This is a genomic window from Thioalkalivibrio sp. ALE28, from assembly GCF_000377425.1.
In the GTDB taxonomy this organism is placed as follows: Bacteria; Pseudomonadota; Gammaproteobacteria; order Ectothiorhodospirales; family Ectothiorhodospiraceae; genus Thioalkalivibrio.
Map to the genome: position 1 here is coordinate 72,955 of NZ_KB898103.1, position 26,096 is coordinate 99,050.

Below are 26,096 nucleotides of genomic sequence, written 5' to 3' on the forward strand. Positions count from 1 at the left end.
TCAGTCGAGTTCGGAGAGTTGCATGCGGGCCGTGTCGACGTCGCGCGCGATCTGTGCGCGCAGCGCCTCCAGGCCCTCGAAGCGTTGTTCGCCGCGCACCTGCGCGACCGGCTCGAAGCACACGGCCTCGCCGTACAGGTCGGGCTGGCCCTCGAGCACGTGGGCCTCCAGGCGCTGTTCGGTGCCGTCCACGGTCGGGCGCCAGCCGATATTGGCGACCGCCGGCAGGGACTCGCCGGAGGCGCGTCGCAGCCAGCCGGAGTACACCCCGCGCAGCGCCAGCGGCCAGGGCCCCAGGCGCAGGTTCGCGGTGGGGAAGCCGATGGTGCGCCCGCGCTTCTCGCCATGCGCGACCCGACCGTGCAGGCGGTAGGGCCGGCCGAGCAGCTCGGTCACCCGGGCGAAGTCCCCGGCGACGGCCGCGGCGCGCACCCGCGTGCTGCTGATACGGCCCTCGGCGTCCCGCACCGTCGGGGTGGACTCCACAGTGAAACCGAGGCGTCGGCCGGCGGTCTGCAGCGCGGCCTGGTCGCCCTCGCGGCCGCGTCCGAAGCGGAAGTCGTCCCCGACCAAGACGTGCCGCGCCCCCAGCCGCTGGTGCAGGACCTCCTCCATGAAGGCGTTCGCCGACAGCCCGGCCAGGTGCGCGTCGAAGCGCAGGATCCAGGCGGCATCCAGGGCGCTGTCGCCCAGGGTGACCAGGCGGTCGCGCAGCCGCTGCAGGCGCCCGGGCGGAGCCGGGGCCTGGGTCCGCGCGCCAAAGTACTCGCGCGGCAGCGGTTCGAAGGTCATCAGGAGCGCCGGCGCCTGGCGATCCTGCGCCGCCTCGAGCAGGCGCCCCAGAACAGCCTGATGACCACGATGGAGACCATCAAAGTTGCCAATGGTCACCACCGCGCCGTGCAGGCCGGCCGCCTCGAACGCCTTGCTGTCGGCCGGCCCCAGGCCGCGAATCAGCCGCATCGCCCCGATCCCGCGCAAAACCGCGAGTATAACCCGCCGGGGCCACCCCGGGCATCATTGATCCGCGCCTTCCGTGGACTCGCGCAGCAACAGGTGACGCGGGCGCAGCCCGGCCAGCCACAGCGTGGCGGCGAGCGTGGCGGTCCCGGCCAGAATCAGACCCGCGAGCGCCATAAGGCGTGTATCGATGGACCACTCGGTCCACTGGCCGAACTCGGGCGAGAGCCAGGCCAGCACGCCGATCATCGCGGCCAGGCCCAGCGGCAGCCCGAGCCGCAGCCGGCGCAGGCCCGGGCCCGGCTGGTAGATGCCCTCGCGGATCAGCCCGCGATAGAGCAGCCCGGCGTTGATGTAGGCGGAGGCCGAGGTGGCGAGCGCCAGCCCGGCATGCGCCCCCGGCATACCGGAGAGATACCACGGCAGCACGAAGGCCCCGTTCAGCACCATGTTCCAGAGCATGGCGATGATCGCGATCTTGACCGGGGTCTTCGTGTCCTGGCGGGCGAAGAAGCCGGGTGCCAGGACCTTGATCAGGATGAACCCGGGCAGGCCCAGGGCGTAGGCGGCCAGCGCCATCGCGGTCATGTAGGTGTCGAACTGGGTGAAGGCCTGGTACTGGATCAGCGTGGCCAGGATCGGCACCGCCAGCACCACCAGTCCGACCATGGACGGCAGCGCCACCAGCATCGCCAGGCGCAGGGCCCAGTCCAGCGTACGGCCGAACGCGGCCGGGTCGGCCTGGTTGTACTGGCGCGCCAGGCGCGGAAGGATCACCGTGCCGATGGCGATCCCGAACAGCGCCAGCGGCAGCTCCACGAAGCGGTCGCCGAAGTACAGCCAGGAGATCGACCCTGCGACCAGAAACGAGGCGATCAGGGTGTCCACCAGCAGGTTGATCTGCACCACCGAGGTCCCGAGGATCGCCGGCAGCATCAGCTTCACGATCCGGCGAACCCCCTCGTGGGCGCGCCGGAAGCGGGGGCGGGGCAGCAGTCCCGCGCGCCACAGGAACGGGATCTGGAAGGCGAGTTGCAGGGCCCCGGCGATGAACACGCCCCAGGCCAGGGCCATGATCGGTTCTTCGAACATCGGCGCCAGCCACAGCGCCGCGCCGATCAGCGCCAGATTCAGGAACACCGGGGTGAAGGCGGGCACCGCGAAACGCCCGATGCTGTTGAGGATGCCGGCCGCCATCGCGGTCAGCGAGATGAACAGCAGGTACGGGAAGGTGATCCGCAGCATGGTGGCGGCCAGATCCTCGCGCCCGGCCTCCTGGGTGCCCAGGCCCGGGGCGAATACCCAGATCAGCGCCGGTGCCGCCAGGACCCCGATCAGGGTCACCACGGTCACCACGGTCATCAGGGTGCCGGCGGTGTGATCCAGCAGATCGCGCAGGGCTTCGCGCCCGCGCTTCTCGCGAAACTCGGCGAAAACCGGCACGAAGGCCTGGTTGAAGGCGCCCTCGGCGAACAGCCGGCGCAGGAAGTTGGGGATGCGAAAGGCGACGAAGAAGGCGTCGGTCGCGGGGCCGGCGCCGAAGGTGACCGCCAGCACCATGTCGCGCAGATAGCCCATGATCCGGGAGATCATGGTCATGCCACTGACAACGGCGGTGGAGCGGAACAGGCGGTTCATCGCGTGCGGGCGGCCGACGGGAAAGCCCCGCAGTGTACTTGAATCACCCGCGCCGGACTGCTGCCTTCGCCACGAAGCCCGCGACGAAAGACCAGGTGAAAAGCGATTTCACCACGAAGGGCACGAAGGGCACGAAGGCACGAAGAAGGTCAAGGTCAAGGGCGCTTGCACCACGGAGGGCACAGAGGACACGGAGAGAAAGAGGGTTCGTTTGGTAGGGGCGTGGATGAGCGCAGCGAATCGCATCAATCCCAACGGACGGCCCAGCGTCGATGCGTTTCGCATCGTTCATCGCATCCTGCCGCTTCCGAGCCGGTATCCACCTCAAGTCTTTGCAGCTTTCTCCGTGGTCTCCGTGGTCTCTGTGTGCTCTGTGGTGAAAATGCCTTTGCCCTTCTTCGTGCCTTCGTGTGCTTCGTGGTGAATACAGGTGGTGAGATCAGAATGCCGGGCACGAAAAAGGCCGCCCGGAGGCGGCCTTCTTGGACGGTCCAGTGAAGGAGCCGTCAGCCATGGGAGTGGCGCCTTAGATGGCGGTCACTTCGCCGGCGGCGAGGCCCTTGGCGGTTTCCTGGATCTCAAAGGAGACCTTCTGGCCTTCGGCCAGGGTCTTGAAACCCGAACCGTTGATCGCGGAGAAATGGACGAACACGTCCTTGCCGCCATCATCGGGGGTGATGAAACCGAAACCCTTGCTCTCGTTGAACCACTTCACAACACCAGTATTCACAACTTGTAACCTCTTCATGTAACTAACAAATGTGTTCGCGGCATGCTGCCAACAGATCAACGGGAGCACTGGTTCAGAAACTAGAAACTTCCTAGTGTTGCCGCTCAACCACGAATCACGTCTCCGACTATACGCCGCATCCCCGGCGAAATCCAACGCCCCTCCATGAACTTTTTTTGGCGCTGCAGCGCCGATTTTCCGCACGCCGGTGGGGCAGCCGCGGCTCCACGAGGCAGGGCCAGGTCAAAAGCGGATTGACCACGAAGCTCACGAAGGCACGAAGAAGGGCAAAGGCATTTTCACCACAGAGCACACAGAGAGCACGGAGGACACGGAGAAAGGCGGGGGCGGTTTTGTAGCGGGTGGGATGCAGATGGGCGCAGCGAAACGCATCGATCCCGTGGAGCGGCCCGCCCCCGATGCGTTTCGCTGCGCTCAACACCTCCTGCCCCCCGGGGAATCTGTTGCTTTCCTCCGTGTCCTCCGTGGCCTCTGTGGTGCGATTGCCCTTGACCCTGCCCTTCTTCGTGCCTTCGTGAGCTTCGTGGTGACAAAAAGGGGCGACAGATCAGAGCTGGCGGATGTCGACGAAGCTGCCGCGGGTGGTCTGGTGCAGGCGGGGCAGGACGTCGAGGATGACGCGGGCGGCGTCCTCGGGGTTGGGCATGTCGCGGGTGCCGCGCGCGGCCTTCAGGCGCTGGAGGACCGGAAAGCTCTCGCGGTCGGCCTCGTCGCACAGGTAGTCCTGCATCGCAGTATCCACCAGGCCCGGGGCGAAGGCGTTGATCGCCGTCTCTTCCGGGAATTCGTGGGCGTAGAGCTGCATCATCATGTTCAGCGCCGCCTTGGAGAGCGAGTAGCCGCTCCAGCCGGCATGTCCGGAGACCGAGGCGCCGGAGGAGATGGCGATGATCTGGCCAACCCGCACGCGGTGCTTCAGCAGCGCGTCGAGGATCACCTTGTTGGCGAAGGTGTTCACGTCCATGAGCAGGCGTAGCTCGTCCATCGGCGCGTCCTGCATGCGCTGCATGTGGCCCAACAGTCCCGCGTTGAGCACCACCAGGTCCAGCGAGTCCACGCCCTGCAGCAGGCGTTCCATCGCGGCCCCGGTGGCGGTGAAGTCGCCGAGGTCCACCCGCTCGTCACCGCTGACCCCGGCCTCGGGGCAGCCGCGACGGCTCATGCCATAGACGTTTGCGCCCTGTTCCAGCAGTACCCGGGTCAGCCCCAGGCCCAGCCCGCTGGAGTTGCCGGTCACGAGCGCCGAACCAAAACGGCCGTCCTGCATATCGCTCTCCTTCAGGTTCTGAATGTGCGGATTGTCTACCACGAAGCACACGAAGACACGAAGAAGGGCCAAGTCAAGAGCGTTTGCACAGGAAGATGCGAAGACCGGAAGAGGGATATGGGATGAAGCACGAGTGCTTTGCCGGACATCTCGGATGTGCCTCGGCCGCCCATCCAGTACCCACCAAAATCCTTCCAGACTTCCCGTCTTCCTGTGAATCGCCCTTGCCCTTCTTCGTGCCTTCGTGTGCTTCGTGGTGAATTAAGAAGGACTACCCCGGCGTACGGGGACGTTCGCGCCACTGGCGTTCGAGGTCGGCGGCCGGCATCGGGCGGCCGAGCAGGAAGCCCTGGATCTCGTCGCAGCCCATCTCGCGCAGGAAGCGGTGCTGCTCCTCGGTCTCTACGCCTTCGGCCAGCACCCGCAGTTTGAGGGTCTTGCCCAGGCCGATGATGGCGCGGGTGATGGCCTCGTCGTCCGGGTCGTTGCCGATGCCCCAGGTGAACTCGCGGTCGATCTTCAGCGTGGTCAGCGGCAGCCGCCGCAGGTAGCGCAGGGATGATTGTCCGGTGCCAAAGTCGTCGATCGCCACCGACACCCCGAGATGCACCAGGCGCTGGAGTATGGCCGCGGCCGCGTCGATGTCCTCGACCAGGACACTCTCGGTGACCTCCACCTCCAGGCGCTCGGGGGCGAGCCCGGCTGCCTGAAGCGTCTCGAGGATGCGCTCGGGCAGGTTGGGGTCGGCGAACTGGCGCGCAGAGAGGTTGATCGCCAGGCGTAGCGCCGGCAGGCCCTTGAGGTCCCATTCCACCAGTTGTTGCGTGGCGGTGCGCAGCACCCAGTCGCCGATCGGCACGATCAGCCCGGTCTGTTCCGCCAGCGGGATGAAATCCGCCGGCGAGATCATCCCGCGCTCCGGGTGGCGCCAGCGGATCAGGGCCTCGATGCCGACCGTGTCACCCCGATTCAGGCCAGTCTGCGGCTGATAGTGGAGCTCGAACTCGCTCTGGCGCAGCGCGGTGCGCAGCCCCTGCTCCAGTTCCAGTTGCTCGCGCGCCTGGGTGTTCAGCCTCTGCGTGTAGAAGCGACAGGTGTTGCCGCCGGCGTTCTTGGCATCGTGCAGGGCGCTGGTGGCATGGCGCAGCAGGTCGTCCTTGCCCCGTGCATCCTGCGGGAACAGGCTGACGCCGGCACTGATCGTCGCCACATGCTGGCCATCCCCCAGGGCGAACGGCTCGGCGCAGTGTTGCAGGATGGCCTGCGCGCGATCACGGGCCTCGGCCGGGTCCGCGATCGCGGTCAGGACCAGGGCGAATTCGTCCGCGGCCAGTCGTGCGAGGGTGTCGCGTGGCTGCAACTGATGCTGCAGCCGTTGTGCCAGTGCGTTCAGCAGGGCGTCCCCGGTGTCGTGTCCCAGGGTGCTGTTGATCGAGGTGAAGCGGTCGATGTCCAGCAGCAGTACCGCCAGTGGTTCCCCCTGGCGCTCGGCCTCGTCGAGGGTGGCGCGCAGGCGGGTGCGCAGCCCGGTCCGGTTGGGGAGGCCGGTCAGGGCGTCGAAATTCACCAGCTTGAACAGGGCCTGTTCAGTCTTCTCGCGCTCGGTCAGGTCCTGGTGGATGCCGAGGATGCGCGTGGGCGTCTCCTCTGCGCGTTCGCCTTCGGCCAGCATGTAGCGTTCTTCGCCGTGGGGCAGCAGCAGGCGATGCCGGATGGAGAAGCGGTGGGTCTGGCCGTTGGCCAGGCGCAGCAGGGCGAATGCCAGCGCGGCGCGATCATCCGGATGGGTGGCCTGCACCAGGGCCTCGCGGGTCAGGGTGCGGGGCTGGTCGCCATGTCCGAAGAGTTTGCTTGCCTCGGGCGAGAGGTGGACCTCGTCGGTCTCCAGGTCCAGGTCCCAGTGGCCGATGCGGGCCACACGCTGTGCGGCCAGCAGGCGTTGATGGCTGTCCTGCAGGGCCTGCTCGGCGCGCATGCGTTCCTGCACCTGATGGGTCAGCAGGTCGATAGCCTCGCGCAGGTGTTCGGCCTGCTCCGGTGTGTCGTCCGGCCGGTCCGCGCGCTGTTCGCGCAGGACCGCGAACTGCAGCGGCTCTAGGGCGTGCTGGCAGGTCCCGATGTCGATCAGGGCGGGACGGGGCCGGCCGTCCTCGCGGACCAGGTCCACCGGGTCGCGCCGCGGGATCCAGCCCTCTGCCCGGGTCGCCTCGCGCAGCCGCTCGTGCAGGTCGAAGGCCGGGTCTCGCGGCGTGATCAGGCGGGCCAGATTGCGGCCGTCCAGGCTGCAGGCGGTGGTGCCGAACAGGCGTTCCGCCGCCGGGTTGGCGTAGCGTACGGTGCCGTCGGCCGTGACGAAGAGGATCGCCTCGCTCAGCGCGTTCACCAGATCGAGCGGGGCGGGGCTTTGACGGGTCTCCAGGGCGTAGGTCATGGCGTATCGCCGGATTCGCGCTGGGCGTCGGGGTCCGCTTGCCAGCGGTAGTCGGCTTCGACCCGGTTGCCGCTGCCGTGATAGCGCACCTGTTCGCACAGCTGGCGTACCAGAGTCAGTCCGCGCCCCCACAGGCGCTGGTCGCCACGGCCCTCCAGGGCTTCCTGGATCCGCTGGTGGTCGAAGCCCGGTCCGCTGTCGCGCACGCGGATGCGGATGCAGTGCTGACCATCCAGCGGGCGGTAGCGCAGGGAGAGGGCGATCCGGCCGCGGATGTCGCTCAGGGCCGCGGCGCGCTGGCGATAGTACTGCTCGAAGCCCTCCACCGTGGCCTTCATGCCGGAGTCCAGCCGCAGGACGCCGTGTTCGAAGGCGTTGTTGCACAGCTCCGCAATCACGGTCTGCAGGGCCTCGGCGTGCCCGCCCCCCAGATTCGGCAGCCATTCGCGGAGCTGGTTGCGAGCCGCGCCGACCAGGTCGACTTCGGCCAGGCGCTGGTCGCTGGCCTCCAGGGACCAGCGCAGCGTGCCCCGAAGCTCGCGGCTCTGCGGTCGTTCGCTCTCGGTCACTACCGCCGGGCTGCAGTCGATGGTGACCAGGGTCATGTCGTCGGCGGGGGTCTGATCGCCACAGTGGAGATCCAGCGCCTTGCGGATGCGCTCGAAGGCGGTCCCGGCCGATTCGCTGGCCTGGCAGTGGCGGAAGATCGCGTCCTCGCCAAAGGCCGTTCCGGCGATGTCGGTGGCTTCGAGGACGCCGTCGCTGACCAGCGTCAGCCAGTCGCCGTCGTCGAGCTCGTAGCTGCGCGCCCCGGTGTCGAGGTCCAGCCGGTCGAGGATGCCCAGGGGCATCGCCTGGGACTGGATGCGCCGGACCCGGTCCTGGCGCGTGTTGCAAAGCCAGGCGTCCGGCATGCCGCCGTTCCACAGCCGGACGCGGCTTCCGTCGGCGGAGAAGGTGGCGAGCAGGGCGCCCATGAACATCGCCGCGGGCAGGAAGTCGTGCAGCACGTGGTTCAGTTCGTGCAGTAGCTCCTGGTCGTCGACGCCCGCCTGGGTCAGGGTGTGGAAGGTCTCGCTGACCGGGTAGGTGCCGATCGCCGCGCTGAGGCCGTGGCCGGTGAAATCCCCCACCAGGACGCGCAGCGCACCGTCCGGCGTGTAGTCCGACAGCACCACATCGCCGCTGAAGGTGGAGGCCGCGCGGCGGTAGAGCTGCAGCCGGTCGAGGCCGCGATTGCGACGGGTGATCGCGCGAGAGAACAGGCCCTCGGCGGTTTCCTCTTCCCAGGCCTGGCGGGCCTGGGCCCGCAGCAGGGCGGCGTTGCGGCTTTGCAGGCCAGTGTGCAGGTCGCGCAGGCGCTCCATCGCGTGGATCTTGGCCTTCAGGATCGCGAGGTTCAGCGGCTTGCTAAGGAAGTCGTCGCCGCCCGATTCGATCGCCCGCAGCAGCGCGTTTTCGTCGTCCAGCGCGGTCAGAAAGATCACCGGGATGAAGTGCGCGCCCATCTCCGCCTTGATCCGGGACGTCGCCTGGTAGCCGTCCATCTCCGGCATCATCACGTCCATCAGGATCAGGTCGGGTGCCTGCTCCCGGCAGGCCTGCAGGGCCGTCCGGCCATCCGAGGCCTCGCGCACCTCGTAGCCGGCGCCCACCAGCATCATGCGCAGCAGTCGCCGGTTGTGCGGGTCGTCGTCGGCGACCAGTACTCGGCCTTCGCCGGAGATCAGGTCACCGGGCGGGGTCGAGCGCGGCTCGGGGGCGGTGTCGTCCACGGGGCCGGTTACTGGATGCGGAACAGGCGGCCAAAATTGGCGATGTCCAGTACCTTGCGCACGCCCTCCGAGGCACCGGTGATGCTGACGTCGGAGAACTCGCCGCCGGCGTGTTCGCGCAGCAGGAGCAGCATGCCGAGTGCGGAGCTGTCCATGTACTCGGTATGGGCGAGGTCGACGATGTAGCGCACGCCGGTCCCGCCGGTGTCGCGGTAGGCGGCGCGGAAATCCTGGTGCTGCTCGAAGTCGAACCGGCCCTTGACCCGGATGCGGACTTCCTTGCCGTCGTCGGAGGTGTACTGCTCGATGCTCATATGCGGTTCCTGGCGCTGTGGCGGGCTTCATGCCCGGTGAGAGTTGGTACGCGGCCCCGGGATTCGCGATCGGGTACGCGGGGGTTCGACGGAAAATCCTCAGAACAATTCCACATCCCCCGTGCCCATGTTCTGCTGGTTGACTGCGCGGTGATAGGTCTCCTGGCGGCGCTCGCGCCATTCGCGCACGCGGGTGGCCATGGCCCGCGCGTCCTCGGTAGAGCGGGCCTCGTGCAGGATGCTTCGCAGCTCCTGCAGATGTGCCACGGCCTCCTCCGCGGTGCCCAGTGACTGGCGGGCGATGTCCTCGAACTGCAGCGAGCGCACGGCGGTCGCGACCGCCTGGTTCATGCGCTCGCTCAGCTCGGCCTCCTCGCGGATGCGGTCCTCGAGCTCGTCGGTGGCGCGCTGCGCGTAGGCGAACAACCGGGTGATGCGTTCCTTCTCGCCCATACTTTGGTTCATGTCGCGCGAGGCCATGTCGTGTACGGTCCCGTGGACCTTGTTGATCGATTCGCGGGCCTGGTCGATCTGCGCGCGGATGTCGTCGTGGAAGGTGGCCGAGCGCTGGGACAGCGAGCGCACCTCTTCGGCGACCACCGAGAAGCCGCGCCCGGCCTCGCCGGCCCGCGCCGCCTCGATGCTGGCATTGAGCGCCAGCAGGTTGGTCTGCCCGGCGATCGCGCCGGCGCTGTCCAGCAGCTTGAACACCCCGTCCATGTGCTGGCTCATGTCCTCCATGTGGTGGGCGCTCTCCACGCTCTGGCGGCTGATTTCCACCAGGGTGTCGATGAACATCTGCAGGGTCTCGTCGGACTTGCGGGTCAGTTCGGTGATGACCTCGGCGTGGGTCATACCCTGCCCGTCAGCGCCCTCTCGCGCGACGTCGCTGGTCATCAGTTCCATCTGGCGGTCGGCGATCTGGTGCATCTCGTTGAAGCTGGTGCCCAGTTCCTGCACGGCATCGGCGATCAGCCCGCGCTGGCGGCCGATCTCCGCCTCCAGCTGGTCCAGCTCGAAGCGCATCGCCTGGTCCAGCGCGTCGGAGAGTTCACTGCCGCCGGTGGGCTGGCTCGCGGTCATGTCCGCGCTGGATTCGGCCGCCGGGGCCGGCCCGCGCAGATACGCGCCTGCGGTGATCAGGGCCGCCAGTCCGGCCAGGATTGCGGCCCCCAGAGCGATCCAGCCGGCCCCATTCAGTGCGGCGAGGATCGCCCCGAGCAGGAGCAAAACGGCGAGGCTGAGCGTCAGCCCCTTCTGGGTGATGTCACGGGTCAGCCATTGCATACGGTGGTCCATTCCGGTGGCTCCTATTCGCCGGCTGCGGCGGCTTTGCGGTGATCGCGGATCAGCGCGGTGGCGATCCGGCCCAGCGGCAGCACCTGGTCGGCGGCGTCCAGCTTGACCGCCTCGCCGGGCATACCCCAGACCAGGCTGGTGCTCTCGTCCTGGGCGATGGTGTGGGCCCCGGCCTCGCGCAGCGCCTTGAGCCCGCGGGCCCCGTCGTCACCCATGCCGGTCAGCAGGGCGGCCACGATGTTGGCCCCGGCCTGTTCTGCGGCCGAGTTGAACAGCACGTCCACGCTGGGGCGATGACGGTTCACGGGGCCGCTGCGGTCCAGGCGGCAGACGTAGCGGGCGCCGTCCCGCGCCAGACGCAGGTGGTAGTCGGTACCCGGGGCGACGTAGGCATGCCCGGGCATCACGATGTCGCCGTCCTCGGCCTCCTTCACGCTGAGCGCGGTGTTCCGATCCATGCGTTCTGCAAAGGCGCGACTGAAGCCGGAGGGGATGTGCTGGGTGATCAGGATGCCCGGGGCGTCCGGCGGCAGGGCCGTTAGCACCTCGCGCAGGGCCTCCGTACCCCCGGTGGAGGCCCCCAGGGCGATTACCCGGTCAGTGGTGCGAAAGCGCCCCGCGCCCGCGGAGGCGAGCCGCTGCGGCGCTGCTGCCGGGGTCGCGCTGCGGGCCTGCAGGCGGATGCCGGCCGCGGTGCGGATCTTGTCGATCAGCACGTCGGCGTAGTCCTGCAGTGCATGCGAGACATCCATTTTGGGTTTGGTGACGAAATCCACCGCGCCCACCTCCAGCGCCTCCAGGGTCACATCCGCACCCGCCTCGGTCAGCGAGGAGACCATCACCACCGGCATCGGGCGCAGGCGCATCAGATTGCGCAGGAAGGTGATGCCATCCATCTTCGGCATCTCCACGTCCAGGGTCAGCACGTCGGGTTCGTGCTGCTTGATCTTCGTGCGCGCGTCATAGGGGTCGGAGGCGGCGGCGACCACCTCGATGTCCGCGGCCTGCGACAGGATCTCGGTCAGCAGCTTGCGGATCAGGGCCGAGTCGTCGACGACCAGAACGCGAATGGGCTTGGCATTGGCAGGCATCTAGAACAGCTCCACGTCGCCCTGCAAGGGATCGTCCTGCAGTCGGCGGCGGTAGTCCTGCTCACGCTCGAGCAGGGTGTTGTTGTGCAGGGCCACGAGCTTCTTGATGCGCACGCGTCCGGTGGCGGGGAAGAAGACGACCTTGCGCGGCCAATGCCCGCCGACGTCCTCGGCGACCAGGTCCAGGTTCTCCTCGCGCAGGAAGCGGCGCAGGAAGGTGATATTGCCGGCACCGACGTCGGTCATCCCGGCCATTACGCGGCCGCCGCCGAACATCTTGACGCGCAGGTCGCTTCGCTCCGCGCCCAGCTTCAGCAGTTCGTTGATCAGGAACTCCATCGCATGGGTGCCATAGCGCGTGGCATTGGAGACCGCCGGTCCCCAGCCGCTGTCACGGGCGCCGTCCGGCAGCATGAAGTGGTTCATGCCGCCGATGCCGGCCGTAGGCGACCACACGCAGGCGGACACGCAGGAGCCCAGCACCGTGGTGATCAGTTCGGTCGGGGAGACCGAGACGTAGCACTCCCCCGGCAACAGCTTCGCGGCCGGGCAGGCGTGCACCCGGTCCCAGTAGCGATTGATGTGCGCGAAGGCGCCATCGTGCAGCTGCGGCAGGGCGGACATCAGGCCGCCCTCCGGTACAGCGTCTGCTCCAGCAGCCGGAAGTCCTCGGTCACGCGGAACAGCGACTCGGAGTGCCCGATGAACAGGTAGCCCTCCGGGCGCAGCAGGCGCGCAAAGCGTTCCACCAGCTGCTTCTGTGTCGGCTTGTCGAAGTAGATCAGCGTGTTGCGGCAGAAGATCACGTCCAGCGGGCCCTTCATGGGCCATGGGTCGAACAGGTTCAGCTGGCGGAAGTTCAGCATGGCGCGCAGCTCGTCGCGGATCTTGACCCGGCCCTCGTTGGCGCCAGTCCCGCGCAGCAGCCAGCGCTTCTGGCGTGCCTGCGGGATGCCGGTGACGCGCTTGGCGTCATACACCCCGGCATCGGCATGGGCGACCACGCGCGAGTCGATATCGGTGGCGAGGATGCGCACATCCTCCGGCGACGGCAGGGCCTCGGCCAGCGTCATCGCGATGGAGTAGGGCTCCTCGCCGGTGGAGCATCCGGCCGACCAGACCTTCAGCGGGCCGGTTGGGTTGGCCCGCCGGAGCTCCTCCAGCACCGGGCCGCCCAGCATCTCGAAGTGGTGCGGTTCGCGGAAGAACGCGGTCAGGTTGGTGGTCAGGGCATTGATGAACTCCTCCAGCTCGCCCTCGTCGCCCCCCTCGACCCGGTCCAGGTAGGTGTCGAAGGCATCCAGGCCGAGCACGCGCAGCCGCCGAGAGAGCCGGCTGAAGACCAGCTCCTTCTTGCTCTCGTTGAGCATGATCCCGGTGCGTTCCTGCGTCAGGCGCGCCACGCGCCGGAAGTCGCGCTCGCTCAGGCGATCGGAGGCGGCCATCTAGCATCGACCCTCCATCCTCAGAACTCCTCCCATTCTTCGGAGGCCTCCTGGCGCGAGGGGGCCGGGCGCTTGCTGGCGGCGTTGCCGGACGCGGAGGCCGGGCGCTTCAGTCCGGTGGCACTGCCCTGGCCGGCGGCGGTCGCAGGCGTCGGACGCTGGCTGGGCTGCTTCATGGCCTGGCTGGCGGCCGCGGCCTGCTCGCCCTTGAAGAAGCTCATCAGCTCCAGCAATTCGCGCGACTGGTCGTCCAGGGATTCGCTGGCGGCCGCGGCCTCCTCGACCAGGGCGGCATTCTGCTGGGTCACCTCGTCGAGCTGGGTCACGGCCTTGTTGATCTCGTCGAGGCCGGTGGACTGCTCCTCGCTGGCCGCGGCGATCTCGGCAATGATGTCGGAGACCTTCTTCACCGAGTCGACGATGTCTTCCAGGGCCTTGCCGGAGTTGTCGACCAGCTTGCTGCCTTCGCCGATGCGCTCCACCGAGTCGTTGATCAGGGTCTTGATCTCCTTGGCGGCCTGCGCACTGCGCTGGGCCAGGTTGCGCACCTCGGTGGCGACCACCGCGAAGCCGCGGCCCTGCTCACCCGCGCGGGCGGCTTCCACGGCGGCATTCAGTGCCAGCAGGTTGGTCTGGAATGCGATCTCGTCGATCACGCCGATGATGTCGGCGATCTTCTTCGAGGACTGGTTGATCTCGCCCATCGCGGTCACGGCCTTGTCGACTACCTCGCCGCCTTCCTGGGCCTTGTCGCGGGCGGCGCTGGCGAGCTGATTGGCCTGCTTGGCGTTGTCCGCGTTGGACTTGACCGTGGAGGTCATCTCCTCCATCGACGAGGCGGTCTCCTCCAGCGAGGAGGCCTGTTCCTCGGTGCGCTGGGACAGGTCGGTATTGCCCTGGGCGATCTCGGCCGAGGCCGAACGCACGTTGCCCGCGCCCTCGAGGATCTGCCCCACGAGCTGGTCGAGGTTCTCCAGCGAGGTGTGGATGGCGTCGCGGAACTCGGCGAATTCGCCGCGGAACTCGCCCTGCATGCGCACGCTCAGATCGCCCTCGGCCATGGCCTGCATCACCCGAGAGCCCTCGCGCACCGGCGGGACGACGGCGTCGAGCAGCTCGTTCAGGCTCTCGGCGATACTTTGGGTGAATCCGCTGTAGCGCTCGGTCTCCAGGCGTTCGCCCAGGTTGCCGCTCGCCGCGTCGCGGATCAGGGCATCGATCTCGGCCTCGGCGGTCCGCATCTCGGTGACATCCCGCCACTCCAGCATGTTGCCGGCATAATTGCCGTCGTCGTCGATGATCGCGGTCGCGTTAATCCAGAAGCGCAGGTCGCCCAGGCTGATTTCGGTTTCGTACGGCAGTTTGGACGGGTCCTTCAGGATGGAATGCTGATGCGACGGGACCGAGTGAAACTGGTCAATGGACTGGCCCACCATGTTGTATGGATCGAAGCCTGGAAACGCCTTGGTGAAGGCCTCGCGGTGTTTCTGGAACATCGCGGTCAGTGATGCGTTGGAAAAGGTGATGGTCATGTTCTCGTCGCACATCATGAGTGACGCGGTAGCGCCATCAATCGCAGCCCTGAAGCGAGCGCGCTCGCGGTCCGCCTCGTTCCATTCCGTCACGTCCTGCCACTCGACCATGCTGCCGATGATCCTGCCGTTGTCATCGGTGATCCCGGATGCCTGCAGCTTGAATTCGAGTCCACCAACCTCGATCTCGGCGGTGTAGGGCATGCGTGCCGGGTTCGACAGGATGGCGCGCTGATGTGACGGGTCCTTGTGGAATTGGTCGATCGACTGTCCCACGAGGTTGTCCGGATCGAAGCTCGGGAAGTGCTGCTGCAGGATGTGGCGGCGTTTCCGCAGCAGACTGACGACCGCCTCGTTGGCGTAGATGATGTTCATATCGTCGTCGCACATCATCACCGCCATTTGCGACCCCTCGCAGGCGGCACGCATGAAGCGGCCGTCCATCATCTCGTTCGGGTCGGTTTCTGGGGCGTCGGTTTGCGGATTGGCGGCCATGGGGGTGTCCTCGCTTGGCTTGTTCGTATGGCGCGCGGCCGAGGTGCGGCGGCGGGCGGGTTTGTTGGTTTTCGGCGTCTCGGTTTTCGGGCCGGACCGGGGTTCGGGGGCGGCTTCGTCCGAAGCCGGGCGCTCGCTCGGGGCCTCGTCGGAGACCGGTTCGCGGGCCGCGCTGGATGGGTCCATCCAGCCCAGCGGGTCGTTGCCCAGCTTGTTGCGTTTGCGTGTGGTCATGGCCCGTGTTCTCCCTGGCTTGCGGCTCAGGCGTGTGCCGCCGTCGGGCGGGTGTTGGTTGGTGCCCCGGCCGCGATCAGGTCGGCGGCCAGTTGCTGGAAGTCCGCGGCCGCGCGATGGCGCGGCTGGTACTCGAAGATCGTCTGCCCGAAGCTCGGGCTCTCGGCCAGCACCACCGACTCGCGGATGGTGGTGGGCAGCAGGGCATCGGCGAAGTGTTCGCGGATGCGCTCGCGCACCTCGCGGGCGTGGCGGCGCTGTTCGACAAAGCGCGACAGCACGATCCACTTGCGACGGCTCGTACCCAGGCGCGCCTCGATGCCCTGCAGGATGCGCATCAATCGCGACAGCCCGTTCAGGGCCAGGAAGTCTCCGGCGACCGGGATCAGCATCTCGTCGGCGGCGATGATGGCGTTCATACCCAGCAGGCCGGCCGACGGCGGGCAGTCGATCAGCACGAAATCGAAGGTCTGTTCCAGTCTGTCCAGCGCCTTCTGCAAGCGCCAGCCACGCGCGGCTCCACCCTCGTTCAGGTTCTCGACCTCCTGTAGCTGTTCCCCGGCGGCGACGATCTGCAGCCCGTTTCCGGCTTCGCTGAAGGCGTCCTCCAGGCGCGCGCCACCCTGCAGGACCTGATCCAGGCCGGCCGGGTCCTCCAGCCCGAAGGCCATGGAGAGATGCCCCTGCGGGTCGGCGTCGATCGCCAGCACCCGATGCCCGGCCAGGGCCAGGGCATGCGCCAGGTTCAGGGTCACGGTCGTCTTGCCGACGCCCCCCTTCTGGTTGATCACCGCGATGCTCCGCATGGTTCCCCGCAGCCCCCGGCTACGCCGTGGCCTCGGCCGCGATGGCGTCGGTGCTGGCAATCAGGCCCGGGCCGAGCAGGGTGTCGATGTCCAGCATCAGGATCATCTTGTCGTCGACCGTCGCCAGGCCGCGTACGAAGTCGATCCCGATGCGGGTATTGAAGTCGGGGGCCGGCTGCATCTCGTCAGCGCCCACGCTGTAGACCTCGGACACGGCATCGACGACGATCCCCATCACGCGCTCGCGGTCCTCGTTGATCACGCGCAGCATGATCACCACGGTGGTCGGGCCGTATTCCATCGGTTCCATGCCGAAGCGCAGGCGCATGTCGATGATCGGCACGATCATCCCGCGCACGTTGATCACCCCGCGGATGTAGTCCGGGGCATTGGGCAGCGGGGTGGGCCGCTCCCAGCCCTTGATCTCCTGCACCCGCAGGATGTCCACGCCGTATTCCTCCTCCGCGAGGATGAAGGTGAGGTACTGGTCCTCGCCGGCGGTGGCGGGGTCGTGGATGGACTGGGTTGCGTCGTTCGCCATTGCGTTGGGCTCCTTGATTTTTACGCCGCGCGGGTGTCGCGCCCGGAGGCCATCCGCGCGATCCCGGCGACATCCAGGATCAGCGCCACCTGGCCGTCTCCGAGGATGGTTGCGCCGGCGGTGCCGGGGACCTTGCGGAAATTGGTTTCCAGCGTCTTGATCACGACCTGCTGCTGGCCCAGGAGGTCGTCGACGCGCAGGGCGACACGCTGGTCGTCGGCCTCGGCCACCACCAGCAGGGCGCGCTCCGGCAGCGGGCTGGGCTCGGCCCGGCCGAACAGCGCGGCCAGATCGACGATGGGGATGTATTCGTCCCGCAGCCGGTACAGTGGCAGCTTGCCGAAGGCCTGCTTCACGCTCTCCGGCAGGGTCTGCAGCGATTCGACGATCGCGATCAGCGGGATCACGAAGGTCTCGTCGCCGATCTTCAGCAGCTGACCGTCCATGATCGACAGCGTCAGCGGCAGGCGGATGGTCAGGCGCGAACCCTTGCCGGGCTCGGATTCCAGTTCGACGTTGCCGCCCAGGCCACGGATATTCTTCTTCACCACGTCCATGCCGACGCCGCGGCCGGAGAGATCGCTGACCTGGTCCGCGGTGGACAGCCCCGGCTCGAAGATCAGCTGCAGGATCTCGTGGCGGTCCAGTTGCTGGTTCGGGCCGACGATCCCGGCGTCGCGGGCCTTGGCCAGGATGCGGTCGGCATCCATGCCCTTGCCATCGTCGCGGATCTCGATGACCACGTTACCGCCGCGGTGGTAGGCCTCCAGACTGACCTGGCCGGTCTCGGGTTTGCCCGCCGCCGCGCGAACATCGGGCATCTCGATGCCGTGATCCACGGCATTGCGCACCAGGTGCACCAGCGGGTCGCCCAGGTGCTCCATGACCGTCTTGTCGATCTCGGTGTATTCGCCCTTCAGGGTCAGATCGATCTGCTTGCCGAGCTGCCCGGAGATGTCGTGTACCAGGCGCGGGAAGCGGTTGAAGACCTGGGCGATCGGCACCATGCGGATGCCCATCACGCTTTCCTGCAGCTCGCGGGTATTGCGCTCCAGCTCCGCCAGGCCGGTGCGCAGGCGCTCGATCTGCGCCTCCATCTGCGAGGGGTCTTCCTCCAGCTGTTCGCTGATATCGGTCAGCATCGACTGGGTGATGACCAGCTCACCGACCATGTCGATCAGCGCATCGATCTTGCCGGTGTTCACCCGCATGGAGCTGGATTCCGCGCTGCGGTTATTGCCGGCGCGCGCAGCGGGTGGCTCGGCGCGGGTCTCCGTGGCAGGGGAATCCGGGGGCGTAACCGGTTGCTCTGCCACTGTGTCCGGGGCCGTCTCGGGGACGGCAAGGGGTTCGATCTCCAGGTCGCATTCGTCCTCAACCCATTCGAAGACCTCTTCGATCTGGTCGCGGGTCGCGTCCCCTTCCAGTTCCAGGGTCCAGGCGAGATAGCAGTCCTCCGGGTCGAAGGCCTCTGCGCTGTCCGGCAGGCGGTCGGTCTCGCAGTGCACGGTCAGTCGGCCCAGCTCCTCCAGCACCTCGAACATGCGCAAAGGGTCGTTGCCGGTGCGCATCAGGTCTGCAAAGGGCCGGAACCGGATGCGCCAGCCTTGCGGGCCGTCGCCGCCGGTGGGACCGGCCGCTTCGTCCGCCCCTTCAGACGTTGGGGCGGCCGGCGCGGGTTCGCCCAGATGGGCCTCGATCAGGGTGCGCACCTCGGCCACTTCGGCGGCATCGGCCTCGCCGCCGTCGCGGGCGGCATGCAGCTGGGCGCGCAGGATGTCCACCGCGCGCAGCAGCAGGTTCACCGTCTCCGGCGTCGCCTCCTGCTCGCCGTTGCGCATCCGGTCCAGCAGGGTCTCGACCCCGTGGGTGAACTCGGAGATCGCGCCGAATCCGAAGGTCCCGGCCCCACCCTTGATCGAATGGGCGCAGCGGAAGATGGTATTCAGGGTCTCCGGATCGCCGCCGTCCAGCGCCAGGAGTTCGGTCTCCATGCGCTCCAGCCCCTCGAAGCTCTCCTCGAGAAAGGCATCGACGAACTGGGCCATGTCGACCGACATGACTAGCGCAGCACCCGGTTCACGGTGTTCATCAGCTGGTCCGGGTCGAACGGCTTGACCAGCCAGCCGGTCGCACCCGCCGCCTTGCCTTCCTGTTTCTTCTCCGGGCCGGCCTCGGTGGTCAGCACCAGGATCGGGGTGAACTTGTAATCGCCCAGCTTGCGCAGTTCGCGGGTCAGTTGCAGCCCGTCCATGCCCGGCATGTTCACGTCGGTGATCACCAGGTCCGCCTTCGTCGCCTGGGCCTTGCCCAGGCCGTCGTTGCCGTCGCGCCCCTCGGTGACCTCGTGTCCGGCCTGCTTGAGGGTGAATGCGACCATCTGGCGCATCGAGGCGGAATCGTCCACCACCAGAACCTTAGCCATTGTGTTCTCCTGAATCGGTATCGTGTCCCTGTCCCGCACGCGCGGCGGCCGCGTCCGCACCGAGCGCCTGGAAGGCCTGCGTTAAGACGGCGCTTGCTCCGTCGATCGAAAAGCCCTGCGCATGGCGTGCCGCGCAGTGGCGTGCCATCAGCAGGACCTGAACCCCGGCGGCGTCGATATCGGCCACGGTCGTCGCGTCCACCTGAAGGTCCTCGCCGGCATCCAGCGCCACGCGCAGCGCCTGCCAGCAGGCGGTCGCGGTGTCGATGCGCAGGCGTTCGGGCAGCGCTATGGTGGTCATCGCCGTTACCTTTCCGTGAATTCGTTCACACGGTACAGGATCTGTACAGATATTTCCCAGCTCTTTGTAAAAAACTTGTACGGCTGCGGGTGGGAAAACTTGAGGACGGATTCACATGGAAACGTCGGCAGCGCGCTGGACTTTCGTCGCGCCAGTGTGACCAGATGCCGTGTGCGCCCGCGCAAGCCCGCTTTTTCCATGCAACCTTCGACCCCGGTGAGATGCTGAGATGGAGGCCCGTTCGCTCTACCGACTACCGGCCGACCCGGCGGCCCGGCAGGCCGCCGCGGCCTGGCTGCGGACCGCCGCAGCCCGGGGGCCGGTGCTCTGGGTGGGGCGGCATGTGCCCGACGGCCTGCCGCACGTGGCGCCGGCACAGGCCGGGCACTGGCTGGGCCACGAAGTGCAGGCCCTGGTGTTCGAGGCCGGGGATCCGCTCGCCGTGGATGCGCTGGTCACCGCGGCCGGGCTGCTGCGCGGCGGGGGCACCCTGGTGGTCCTCGACGGCGTCACCGGTGAAGGCGCGTTTACCCGCCGCTGGCGGGCCGCGCTGGCCGAGGCGTGGGTGCGGACGCCCGCATCGGCGGAGGAATGGCCCGAGGTGCCGGCACGTCCGGCGCCCGCCTTTGCGTGGACGCCGGATCAGGCCGCGGCGCTGGATCGTCTCGCGCATCTTGGCGCCGACGAATGCCTGGCGCTGATCGCCCCGCGCGGTCGCGGCAAGTCGACCCTCCTGGGCGAGTTCCTCGGCGGGACACTCCAACACGGCGGGCCCGCGATCACGCTGACGGCACCGAGTCCACGGGCCGTGGGTGCCCTGCTGGCGCGCGCCCGCCGGTGGGTCGACACGCCGGAGCGTCTCTACCGGGCACCGGATATCCTGCTGGAAGCGCCCGAACTCGTGGATACTCTGATCATCGACGAGGCAGCGAACCTGCCGGTGGAGCGCCTGCTGCGCCTCGCCCGCCGTGCCCGGCGCCTGGTGTTGTCCACCACGACCGGCGGCTTCGAGGGGAGTGGCCAGGGCTTCCGGCTGCGTGCGCTGCCGGCCCTGGAGGCGGCGGGCTTCCGGGTGCGCGTGCAGCCCATGGCGACGCCGGTGCGCTGGGCGCCGGGGGATCCGCTGGAAGACTGGCTCAACCGGTTGTTCCTGCTGGAGGCGGAAAGCCGGACCCCGGCTACCCAGGCCGTCCGCCTGCGCTGGACGACCGGGGCGGCCCTGGCGGGTTTGCCGCAGACCCTGGAGGCCGTGACGGGCCTGCTGGCGGATGCGCACTACCGGACCCGTCCGTCCGATCTGCTGCGCTGGCTGGAGGACCCCGGCGTGCGCGTGCTGTGCCTGGAGGGCGTGACGGACGGGGCGCTCTTCGGCGTCGTGCTGATTCAGGAGGAACCCGGCCTGGATCGGGCCCTGGCCGAGGCGGTGTGGGCGGGCGAGCGCCGGCCGCAGGGGCAGTTCCTGCCCTGCACGCTGGGCGCTTTGGGGGGCTTCGAGCTGGCGGCGGAGCGTGCCTGGCGCATCCAGCGCATCGCGGTGTACCCGCGCTGGCAGGGGCGGGGCCTGGGCGGCCGCCTGCTGCGGGCGGTCGCGGATCGGGCCGTTGCCGAACGGGTGGCGCTGCTGGGGGCGAGTTTCGGACTGCAGCCCGCGTTGCTGCGGCTCTGGCAGCGGGAGGGCTACGTTCTGGTGCGCGTGGGCACCCAGCCGGACGCGGCCAGTGGTCAGGTCAGTGGTGTGGTCCTGCGCGCACTCCGGCCCCGCACGGCCTCCGGTCTGCAGCCAATCCAGCGCGCCTTCTGGCGCGACTGGTCGGTGTGGCACCCACGCTTCCTGCCCGCATCCGCCGCCGCCATGGTGAGTGCGGCCCTGGAGGAAACGGCCCGGCCGCTGTCGGAGTCCGACCCGGCCACCGATCTCGCGGAGGTTCGAGCCTTTGCGTACCGCGCGCGGCCGCTGGAATGGGCGTTGCCGGCCCTGTTGCGGCAGCTGGAAGCAGCCCCGCCGGCCGATCCGGAAGGCCGCCTGTTGGAGACGACCCTGGCCGCGCCCGTCGATTGGACGCGGCTGGCCCGCGAGCTCGGGGTATCCGGGCGGCGCGGCGTCACCCGCAGGCTGCGCCGCGCCGCCCGGGCCTGGCTGGAGGCCCGTAGCCCGTAGCCCGTAGTCCGGGTCAGAGCCGGAACTGCGCCAGGGCCTGCTGGATCTCCTTTTCCACCTGCTTGAGCTCGTCGGAGGCGGCGCTGACCCGGTCGGCGGTGTTGGCCGACTGATCCGCCTCGTCGGAGATCTGCACGATATTGCGGTTGATATCCTCGACCACCGTGCTCTGCTGGCGTGAAGCGACCGCGATCTGCTCGGTCATCTCCACGATGGTGGTGACCGACTGCCGGATCTGCTGCAGGGCGCCGTTGACCTCGGCGGTATGCTCCATGGTCGACTCGGCCTCTTCCTGACCCTGTTCCATGGCCTTGACGGCACTGGTGGTGGCGGTTTGCAGGCGCGAGATCATGGACTCGATCTCGTCGGTGGATTCCTGTGTGCGGGTCGCGAGCTTGCGGACCTCGTCGGCGACCACCGCGAAGCCGCGGCCATGTTCGCCGGCGCGGGCGGCCTCGATGGCCGCGTTCAGGGCCAGCAGGTTGGTCTGCTCGGCGACCCCGCGGATCACCTCGAGGATGGTCCCGATCTGCTTGGAGTCCTCGCCCAGCTTGGAGACGGTCCCGGCGGCCTGCTCGACGGTGCCGAGCAGCGAGGCCATGGACTCGATGTTCTTCTCCATCACCTCGGAGCCATTGTTCACCGCATCCCCGGCTTCCTGGCCGGCCTGGGAGGTCGCGTCGGTGTTGCGCGCGATCTCCTCGGCGCTGCTTTGCAGCTCGTTGATCGCGGTGGCGACACGCTCGGTCTCGTCGCGCTGGCGCGAGACCGCCTCGCGGGCCTCGTAGGCCTCCTGGTTCAGGTTCTCGGTGGCGCGGTTGAGTGTCTCGGTGCTGCCGCGTGCGTGGCCGATGGCCTGGGCGATCTTGTCGGTGAAGCGGTTGAACGCACGGCCGAGCTGGGCGGTTTCGATCAGGCCGTTCTCGTCCAGACGGCGGCTCAGATCGCCATCGCCATCGGCGATCTCCTCGAGCGCCGCGGTGGAGTGGGCCAGCGCGCGCCGCACGACCAGGATGATGAACACCGCGCCGGCCAGCCCGAGGATCACGCCGATCAGAGCCAGGATGCCCTGGGTCGTCTGGGTGGCGCGCATGTCGGCGGTCAGGGCGGCGGCGCTGCGTTCGGCGCGGGCAGTGATGCGCTCGCTGAGTCCTTGCAGATGATCGCGGGCCTCGACCAGCAGCGGGCCGATCTCGGTCCGAATCAGGTAGGCATCCTGGAGGGCCTGTTCGCTGCCGTGGATCTCGATCAGGTCGTCCAGCGCGGTGTTCTGGGTATCCAGGGCCATCTGGAAGTCTTCCAGCGCGATCTGCTGTTCGAAGTCGAGATCGTCGAACTGGTCCATCAGCTGCGCGGTGATGTCGTTGGTGCGGGTCGAGAACAGGCGCACGTTCTCGCGGAAGGCGTCATCGCGGAAGGCGATGAACCCGCGCAGGTTGGAGGTGACCTGGACCACCGACATGCGCAGCTCATGCAGGGTGTCGAGACGGTCCCAGGAACGCTGGAAGCGCGGCAGGGCCATCTCGGCGTCGATCATCATGTTGGTCTGCTGGGTCATCTCGCGGCTGGCCGGGTTGGCCCGGGCGTTGGCGATTCCCAGGGCCGGCATGTTCTCGGCCGCGTTCTCCGCCACCTCGATCAGGCGGTCCTCGAAGCTGGCGAACTGATCCACCAGGCGGCGTACCTCGGTCGCGCTGGCGGCGAGTTCCTCGTCGGCCGCGATGACCGGATTCTCGTTCAGGGCCCGCGTGGCCGCATCGAGCTCGCGCATCGCGTTTTGCCATGCATCGCGATGCGACTGCTCCTCGCTCATCAGGTAGAAGCCGAGAAACGCCGCGCTCTCCTGCAGCAGCTGCTCGACATCGTTGACCCGGGCGACGGCCGGGTAGTCAGCCTGCGTGAGCTGCTCGACCCCCTGACTGCCCGTGCTCATCGCGCGCAGTGCCAGCAGGGAGTTGATGATCAGGATGGCGACGACCAGGCCGAACCCGGCAATCAGCAGCCCCCGAATGGAGAGTTTGTCCAGCATGCGATGACTCCTTCAGCGCGCCCTGTCCCGGGCGCTTCGCGAACCGGCCGCGGTCTCGGAGAGCGCGGACCCGAAAGGTGGCTATTCAACCCCTGTTACGGCAGACCCCCGGCAGAGTTGAGGGGTGGCCGGAAACCCGAGTGTAGACGCGCCGACGCTCAACCGGATTCCAGCTGCTCCCAGCGCTCGAAGCAGTGGGCCAGCTCGGCCTCCACGGTCTCGAGCCGCGCCTGCAGGTCGCGCATGCGTTCACCGTCGCGCAGGGCCTCGGGATCGGTCATCGCCGTGGTCAGTTCCTGTTGCTCGGTCTCCAGGGCCTCGATCCGGGCCGGGAGGGCCTCCAGTTCGCGCGCATCCTTGTAGGACAGTTTGCGCGGGGTCGCCGTAGCGTTTTCCGATGTCTGCGGCGATGGTTCGGGAGCGGGCTCGGCCCGCGGCTCCGGGGCGCCGGGGCGGGCGGCGGCCGCGGTTTCGCCCTCCAGCAGCCGCTGCGTGACGCGTTCGGGCAGGTCGGACCAGCCACCCACGAACTCTTCCACCGACCCGTCGCCCGGCAGGACCAGGGTCGAGGTCGCGACATTGTCCAGAAACGAGCGGTCGTGGCTGACCACGATCACCGTCCCGGTGTACTCGATCAGGAGCTGTTCCAGCAGCTCCAGGGTCTCCACATCGAGGTCGTTGGTGGGTTCGTCGAGCACCAGCAGATTTGCCGGGCGCAGGAACAGCTTGGCCAGCAGCAGGCGATTGCGCTCGCCCCCGGACAGCGCCGACACCGGCTGGCGGGAACGTGATGGCGGGAACAGGAAGTCTTCCAGGTAGGACAAAATGTGCCGGCTCTCGCCATTGACCATCACCCGGTCGCGCCCCTCGCCGACCGCGTCCTGCACCGTGGTGTCTTCGTCGAGGTGCGCGCGCGCCTGGTCGAAGTACGCGATCTCCAGCTGGGTGCCCAGCTTCACGTGACCGGCCAGCGGCTCCATCTGTCCGAGCAGGCCGCGCAGCAGGGTCGTCTTGCCCGCGCCGTTGGGTCCGACGATGCCCAGGGCATCGCCGCGTTGCAGCAGCAGGTTCACGTCCCTGACGATGGGTTTTTCGTAGCCGAAATCGGCGTGTTCCGCCTCGATCACCAGCCGGCCCGAACGCTGTTCCGGGCTCAGCTTCATCTTGACCTGGCCGCTGCGTTCGCGACGCTCGGCGCGCTTCTTGCGCAGGGCCTGCAGTGCCCGCACGCGCCCCTCGTTGCGGGTACGCCGTGCCTTGATGCCCTGGCGCACCCAGGCCTCCTCCTGCGCCAGCTTGCGGTCGAACTCCGCGCGCTGGGTGGCCTCGGTCTCCAGGCGTTCGGCCTGACGGCGGCGGAATTCCTCGATCGACGGCGGATGTTCATACAGCTGCCCGCGGTCCAGCTCCAGGATGCGGGTGGCTACACTCTCCATGAACTGGCGGTCATGGCTGATGAAGACCACGGTCAGGCCGCTCTCGAGCAGGAACTCTTCCAGCCAGCGGATCGCGGCCACGTCGAGATGGTTGGTCGGTTCGTCGAGCAGCAGCAGCTGCGGGCGCTGCACCAGCTCGCGTGCCAGCCAGACCCGGCGCTTGAGTCCGCCGGACAGCGCGGCGAACTCCGCCTCGGGGTCCAGGCTCAGGCGGGAGATGGTGGTCTCCACCCGGTTCTGCAGGCTCCAGCCATCGATGGCGTCGAGCTGCGACTGCACTGGCCCCATCTTCTCCAGGGCATCCATGTCGCCGCCGGCCGCGGCCTGGCTCAGGTGGTGGAAGCGCTCCAGCAGGCGCCCGGCCTCGCCCAGGCCCTCGGCCACGACATCGAACACCGTCCCTTCAATGCCCGGGGGCAACTCCTGGGTCAGGTAGGCGGTGGTGAGGCCGTCCTGGCAGGTGATCTCGCCCGAATCCGCCTGCGCCTCGCCGTTGAGCACCTTGAGCAGGGTGGATTTGCCCTCTCCGTTGCGCCCGGCGATGGCGACGCGCTCGCCGGGTTCCAGGCTCAGGTTGATGCCGTCGAGCAGGGCGGCCATGCCGTAGGCCAGGTGGATGTTGCGCAGGGTGAGCAGTGCCATTCGAGTTCCGGTCGCGAGCGAGTGTTGTAGCGGGCGCCAAGCCTATCACCTTGGCGCTCTGCGGCGTGCGGTTGGCTGCGTCCAGCCGCCTGCCTCGTGGTGGCTGGTCCTCTTTCGTCATCTGGTGTTTACGGTGCCTTCGGTCCACATACTGCCCGGCGCTGACTCGCCAGCGCGCCGCGCCCGTTGTTGATCAAAAACGGGCTTCTTTGCTCGTGCAAAGAAGTACCCAAGAAAGTGAACCGCCCCGGGTTTCCCGGAGACCCGTTGGTTTGGGTCACGCTGCACGAACGGACCCCTGAACTTGTTGATGGTACTGCGCTTCGATGATTGCCGGCGGTCGATACCCGTTGGATTCCAACAGGCGTCGCCGGTTGAACCAGTCGACCCACTGGAGCGTAGCCCACTCGACGTCGCGTCGATCGTTAAGACGTCCCCAGTAGGCCCGGACCTCGGTCTTGTACAGCCCGTTGATGGTCTCCGCCAGGGCGTTGTCGTAGGAGTCACCGACCCGGCCCACCGAGGG

The 26,096-nt window shown here is 68.0% G+C and carries 20 protein-coding genes and 2 pseudogenes; 1 reads left to right on the plus strand and 21 read right to left on the minus strand.

Annotated elements, in window-relative coordinates; genetic code table 11:
* From D105_RS0111000 to D105_RS0111080, 18 genes and pseudogenes are all read right to left on the minus strand, one after another.
* Complete coding sequence (locus D105_RS0111000) at positions 1-963, minus strand: bifunctional riboflavin kinase/FAD synthetase (RefSeq protein WP_018878435.1); 963 nt, start codon at positions 961-963, stop codon at positions 1-3.
* Positions 964-1,017: 54 nt separating this feature from the next.
* The gene (gene murJ / locus D105_RS0111005) at positions 1,018-2,598 is read right to left on the minus strand and encodes a murein biosynthesis integral membrane protein MurJ (RefSeq protein ID WP_018878436.1); all 1,581 of its coding nucleotides are present in this window, start codon (positions 2,596-2,598) and stop codon (positions 1,018-1,020) included.
* A 526-nt stretch (positions 2,599-3,124) separates the two neighbouring features.
* A complete protein-coding gene (locus D105_RS0111010; protein WP_018873518.1) occupies positions 3,125-3,328 on the minus strand; it encodes a cold-shock protein in 204 nt (67 codons plus the stop codon).
* 568 nt (positions 3,329-3,896) lie between these two features.
* The gene (locus D105_RS0111015) at positions 3,897-4,616 is read right to left on the minus strand and encodes an SDR family NAD(P)-dependent oxidoreductase (RefSeq protein ID WP_018878437.1); all 720 of its coding nucleotides are present in this window, start codon (positions 4,614-4,616) and stop codon (positions 3,897-3,899) included.
* A gap of 271 nt (positions 4,617-4,887) precedes the next feature.
* Complete coding sequence (locus D105_RS0111020; RefSeq protein WP_018878438.1) at positions 4,888-7,047, minus strand: bifunctional diguanylate cyclase/phosphodiesterase; 2,160 nt, start codon at positions 7,045-7,047, stop codon at positions 4,888-4,890.
* Positions 7,044-8,822: a SpoIIE family protein phosphatase gene (locus D105_RS0111025; protein ID WP_018878439.1), complete on the minus strand. Its 1,779-nt coding sequence runs from the start codon at positions 8,820-8,822 to the stop codon at positions 7,044-7,046. The genes D105_RS0111020 and D105_RS0111025 overlap by 4 nt, the downstream gene beginning before the upstream one ends.
* Positions 8,823-8,830: 8 nt before the next feature.
* On the minus strand, positions 8,831-9,136 hold the full coding sequence (locus D105_RS0111030) for an STAS domain-containing protein (protein ID WP_018866661.1): 306 nt from the start codon (positions 9,134-9,136) through the stop codon (positions 8,831-8,833).
* A gap of 99 nt (positions 9,137-9,235) precedes the next feature.
* Entirely contained in the window at positions 9,236-10,435 is a 1,200-nt protein-coding gene (locus tag D105_RS0111035; RefSeq protein WP_018878440.1) for a methyl-accepting chemotaxis protein, read from the minus strand.
* A gap of 11 nt (positions 10,436-10,446) precedes the next feature.
* Positions 10,447-11,526 (minus strand): chemotaxis response regulator protein-glutamate methylesterase, encoded by a 1,080-nt coding sequence (locus D105_RS0111040; protein WP_018878441.1) that lies wholly within the window; start codon positions 11,524-11,526, stop codon positions 10,447-10,449.
* Positions 11,527-12,150: a chemoreceptor glutamine deamidase CheD gene (gene cheD / locus D105_RS0111045; RefSeq protein WP_018878442.1), complete on the minus strand. Its 624-nt coding sequence runs from the start codon at positions 12,148-12,150 to the stop codon at positions 11,527-11,529.
* The gene (locus D105_RS0111050; RefSeq protein ID WP_018139559.1) at positions 12,150-12,971 is read right to left on the minus strand and encodes a protein-glutamate O-methyltransferase CheR; all 822 of its coding nucleotides are present in this window, start codon (positions 12,969-12,971) and stop codon (positions 12,150-12,152) included. The genes cheD and D105_RS0111050 overlap by 1 nt, the downstream gene beginning before the upstream one ends.
* Before the next feature lie 20 nt (positions 12,972-12,991).
* Positions 12,992-15,232 carry a methyl-accepting chemotaxis protein gene (locus D105_RS0111055; protein WP_018878443.1) on the minus strand — a complete coding sequence of 747 codons (2,241 nt, stop codon included), beginning with the start codon at positions 15,230-15,232 and terminating at the stop codon, positions 12,992-12,994.
* A 26-nt stretch (positions 15,233-15,258) separates the two neighbouring features.
* Positions 15,259-16,038: a ParA family protein gene (locus D105_RS0111060; protein ID WP_018878444.1), complete on the minus strand. Its 780-nt coding sequence runs from the start codon at positions 16,036-16,038 to the stop codon at positions 15,259-15,261.
* 19 nt (positions 16,039-16,057) lie between these two features.
* Positions 16,058-16,579, minus strand: a complete 522-nt coding sequence (locus D105_RS0111065) for a chemotaxis protein CheW (RefSeq protein ID WP_018878445.1) — start codon at positions 16,577-16,579, stop codon at positions 16,058-16,060.
* A gap of 20 nt (positions 16,580-16,599) precedes the next feature.
* Positions 16,600-18,204, minus strand: a pseudogene (locus tag D105_RS0111070) (chemotaxis protein CheA); the annotation flags it as partial.
* A 201-nt stretch (positions 18,205-18,405) separates the two neighbouring features.
* A pseudogene (locus D105_RS15395) lies at positions 18,406-18,639 on the minus strand (Hpt domain-containing protein); the annotation flags it as partial.
* 2 nt (positions 18,640-18,641) lie between these two features.
* The gene (locus D105_RS0111075) at positions 18,642-19,004 is read right to left on the minus strand and encodes a response regulator (protein ID WP_018878447.1); all 363 of its coding nucleotides are present in this window, start codon (positions 19,002-19,004) and stop codon (positions 18,642-18,644) included.
* Positions 18,997-19,305 carry an STAS domain-containing protein gene (locus tag D105_RS0111080; protein ID WP_018878448.1) on the minus strand — a complete coding sequence of 103 codons (309 nt, stop codon included), beginning with the start codon at positions 19,303-19,305 and terminating at the stop codon, positions 18,997-18,999. The genes D105_RS0111075 and D105_RS0111080 overlap by 8 nt, the downstream gene beginning before the upstream one ends.
* Positions 19,306-19,534: 229 nt before the next feature.
* On the opposite strand from D105_RS0111080, the gene D105_RS0111085 reads away from it, so the two are divergent.
* Positions 19,535-21,463: a GNAT family N-acetyltransferase gene (locus tag D105_RS0111085; RefSeq protein WP_018878449.1), complete on the plus strand. Its 1,929-nt coding sequence runs from the start codon at positions 19,535-19,537 to the stop codon at positions 21,461-21,463.
* 13 nt (positions 21,464-21,476) lie between these two features.
* Here D105_RS0111085 and D105_RS0111090 read toward each other — a convergent pair whose 3' ends face one another.
* The 3 genes from D105_RS0111090 to D105_RS0111100 form a co-directional block, all read right to left on the minus strand.
* Entirely contained in the window at positions 21,477-23,492 is a 2,016-nt protein-coding gene (locus D105_RS0111090) for a methyl-accepting chemotaxis protein (protein WP_018878450.1), read from the minus strand.
* Between the two features lie 158 nt (positions 23,493-23,650).
* Positions 23,651-25,570 carry an ATP-binding cassette domain-containing protein gene (locus D105_RS0111095; RefSeq protein WP_018876637.1) on the minus strand — a complete coding sequence of 640 codons (1,920 nt, stop codon included), beginning with the start codon at positions 25,568-25,570 and terminating at the stop codon, positions 23,651-23,653.
* Between the two features lie 277 nt (positions 25,571-25,847).
* Positions 25,848-26,096: integrase core domain-containing protein (locus D105_RS0111100; protein ID WP_018878451.1), on the minus strand; the 249-nt coding region annotated here is incomplete at its 5' end.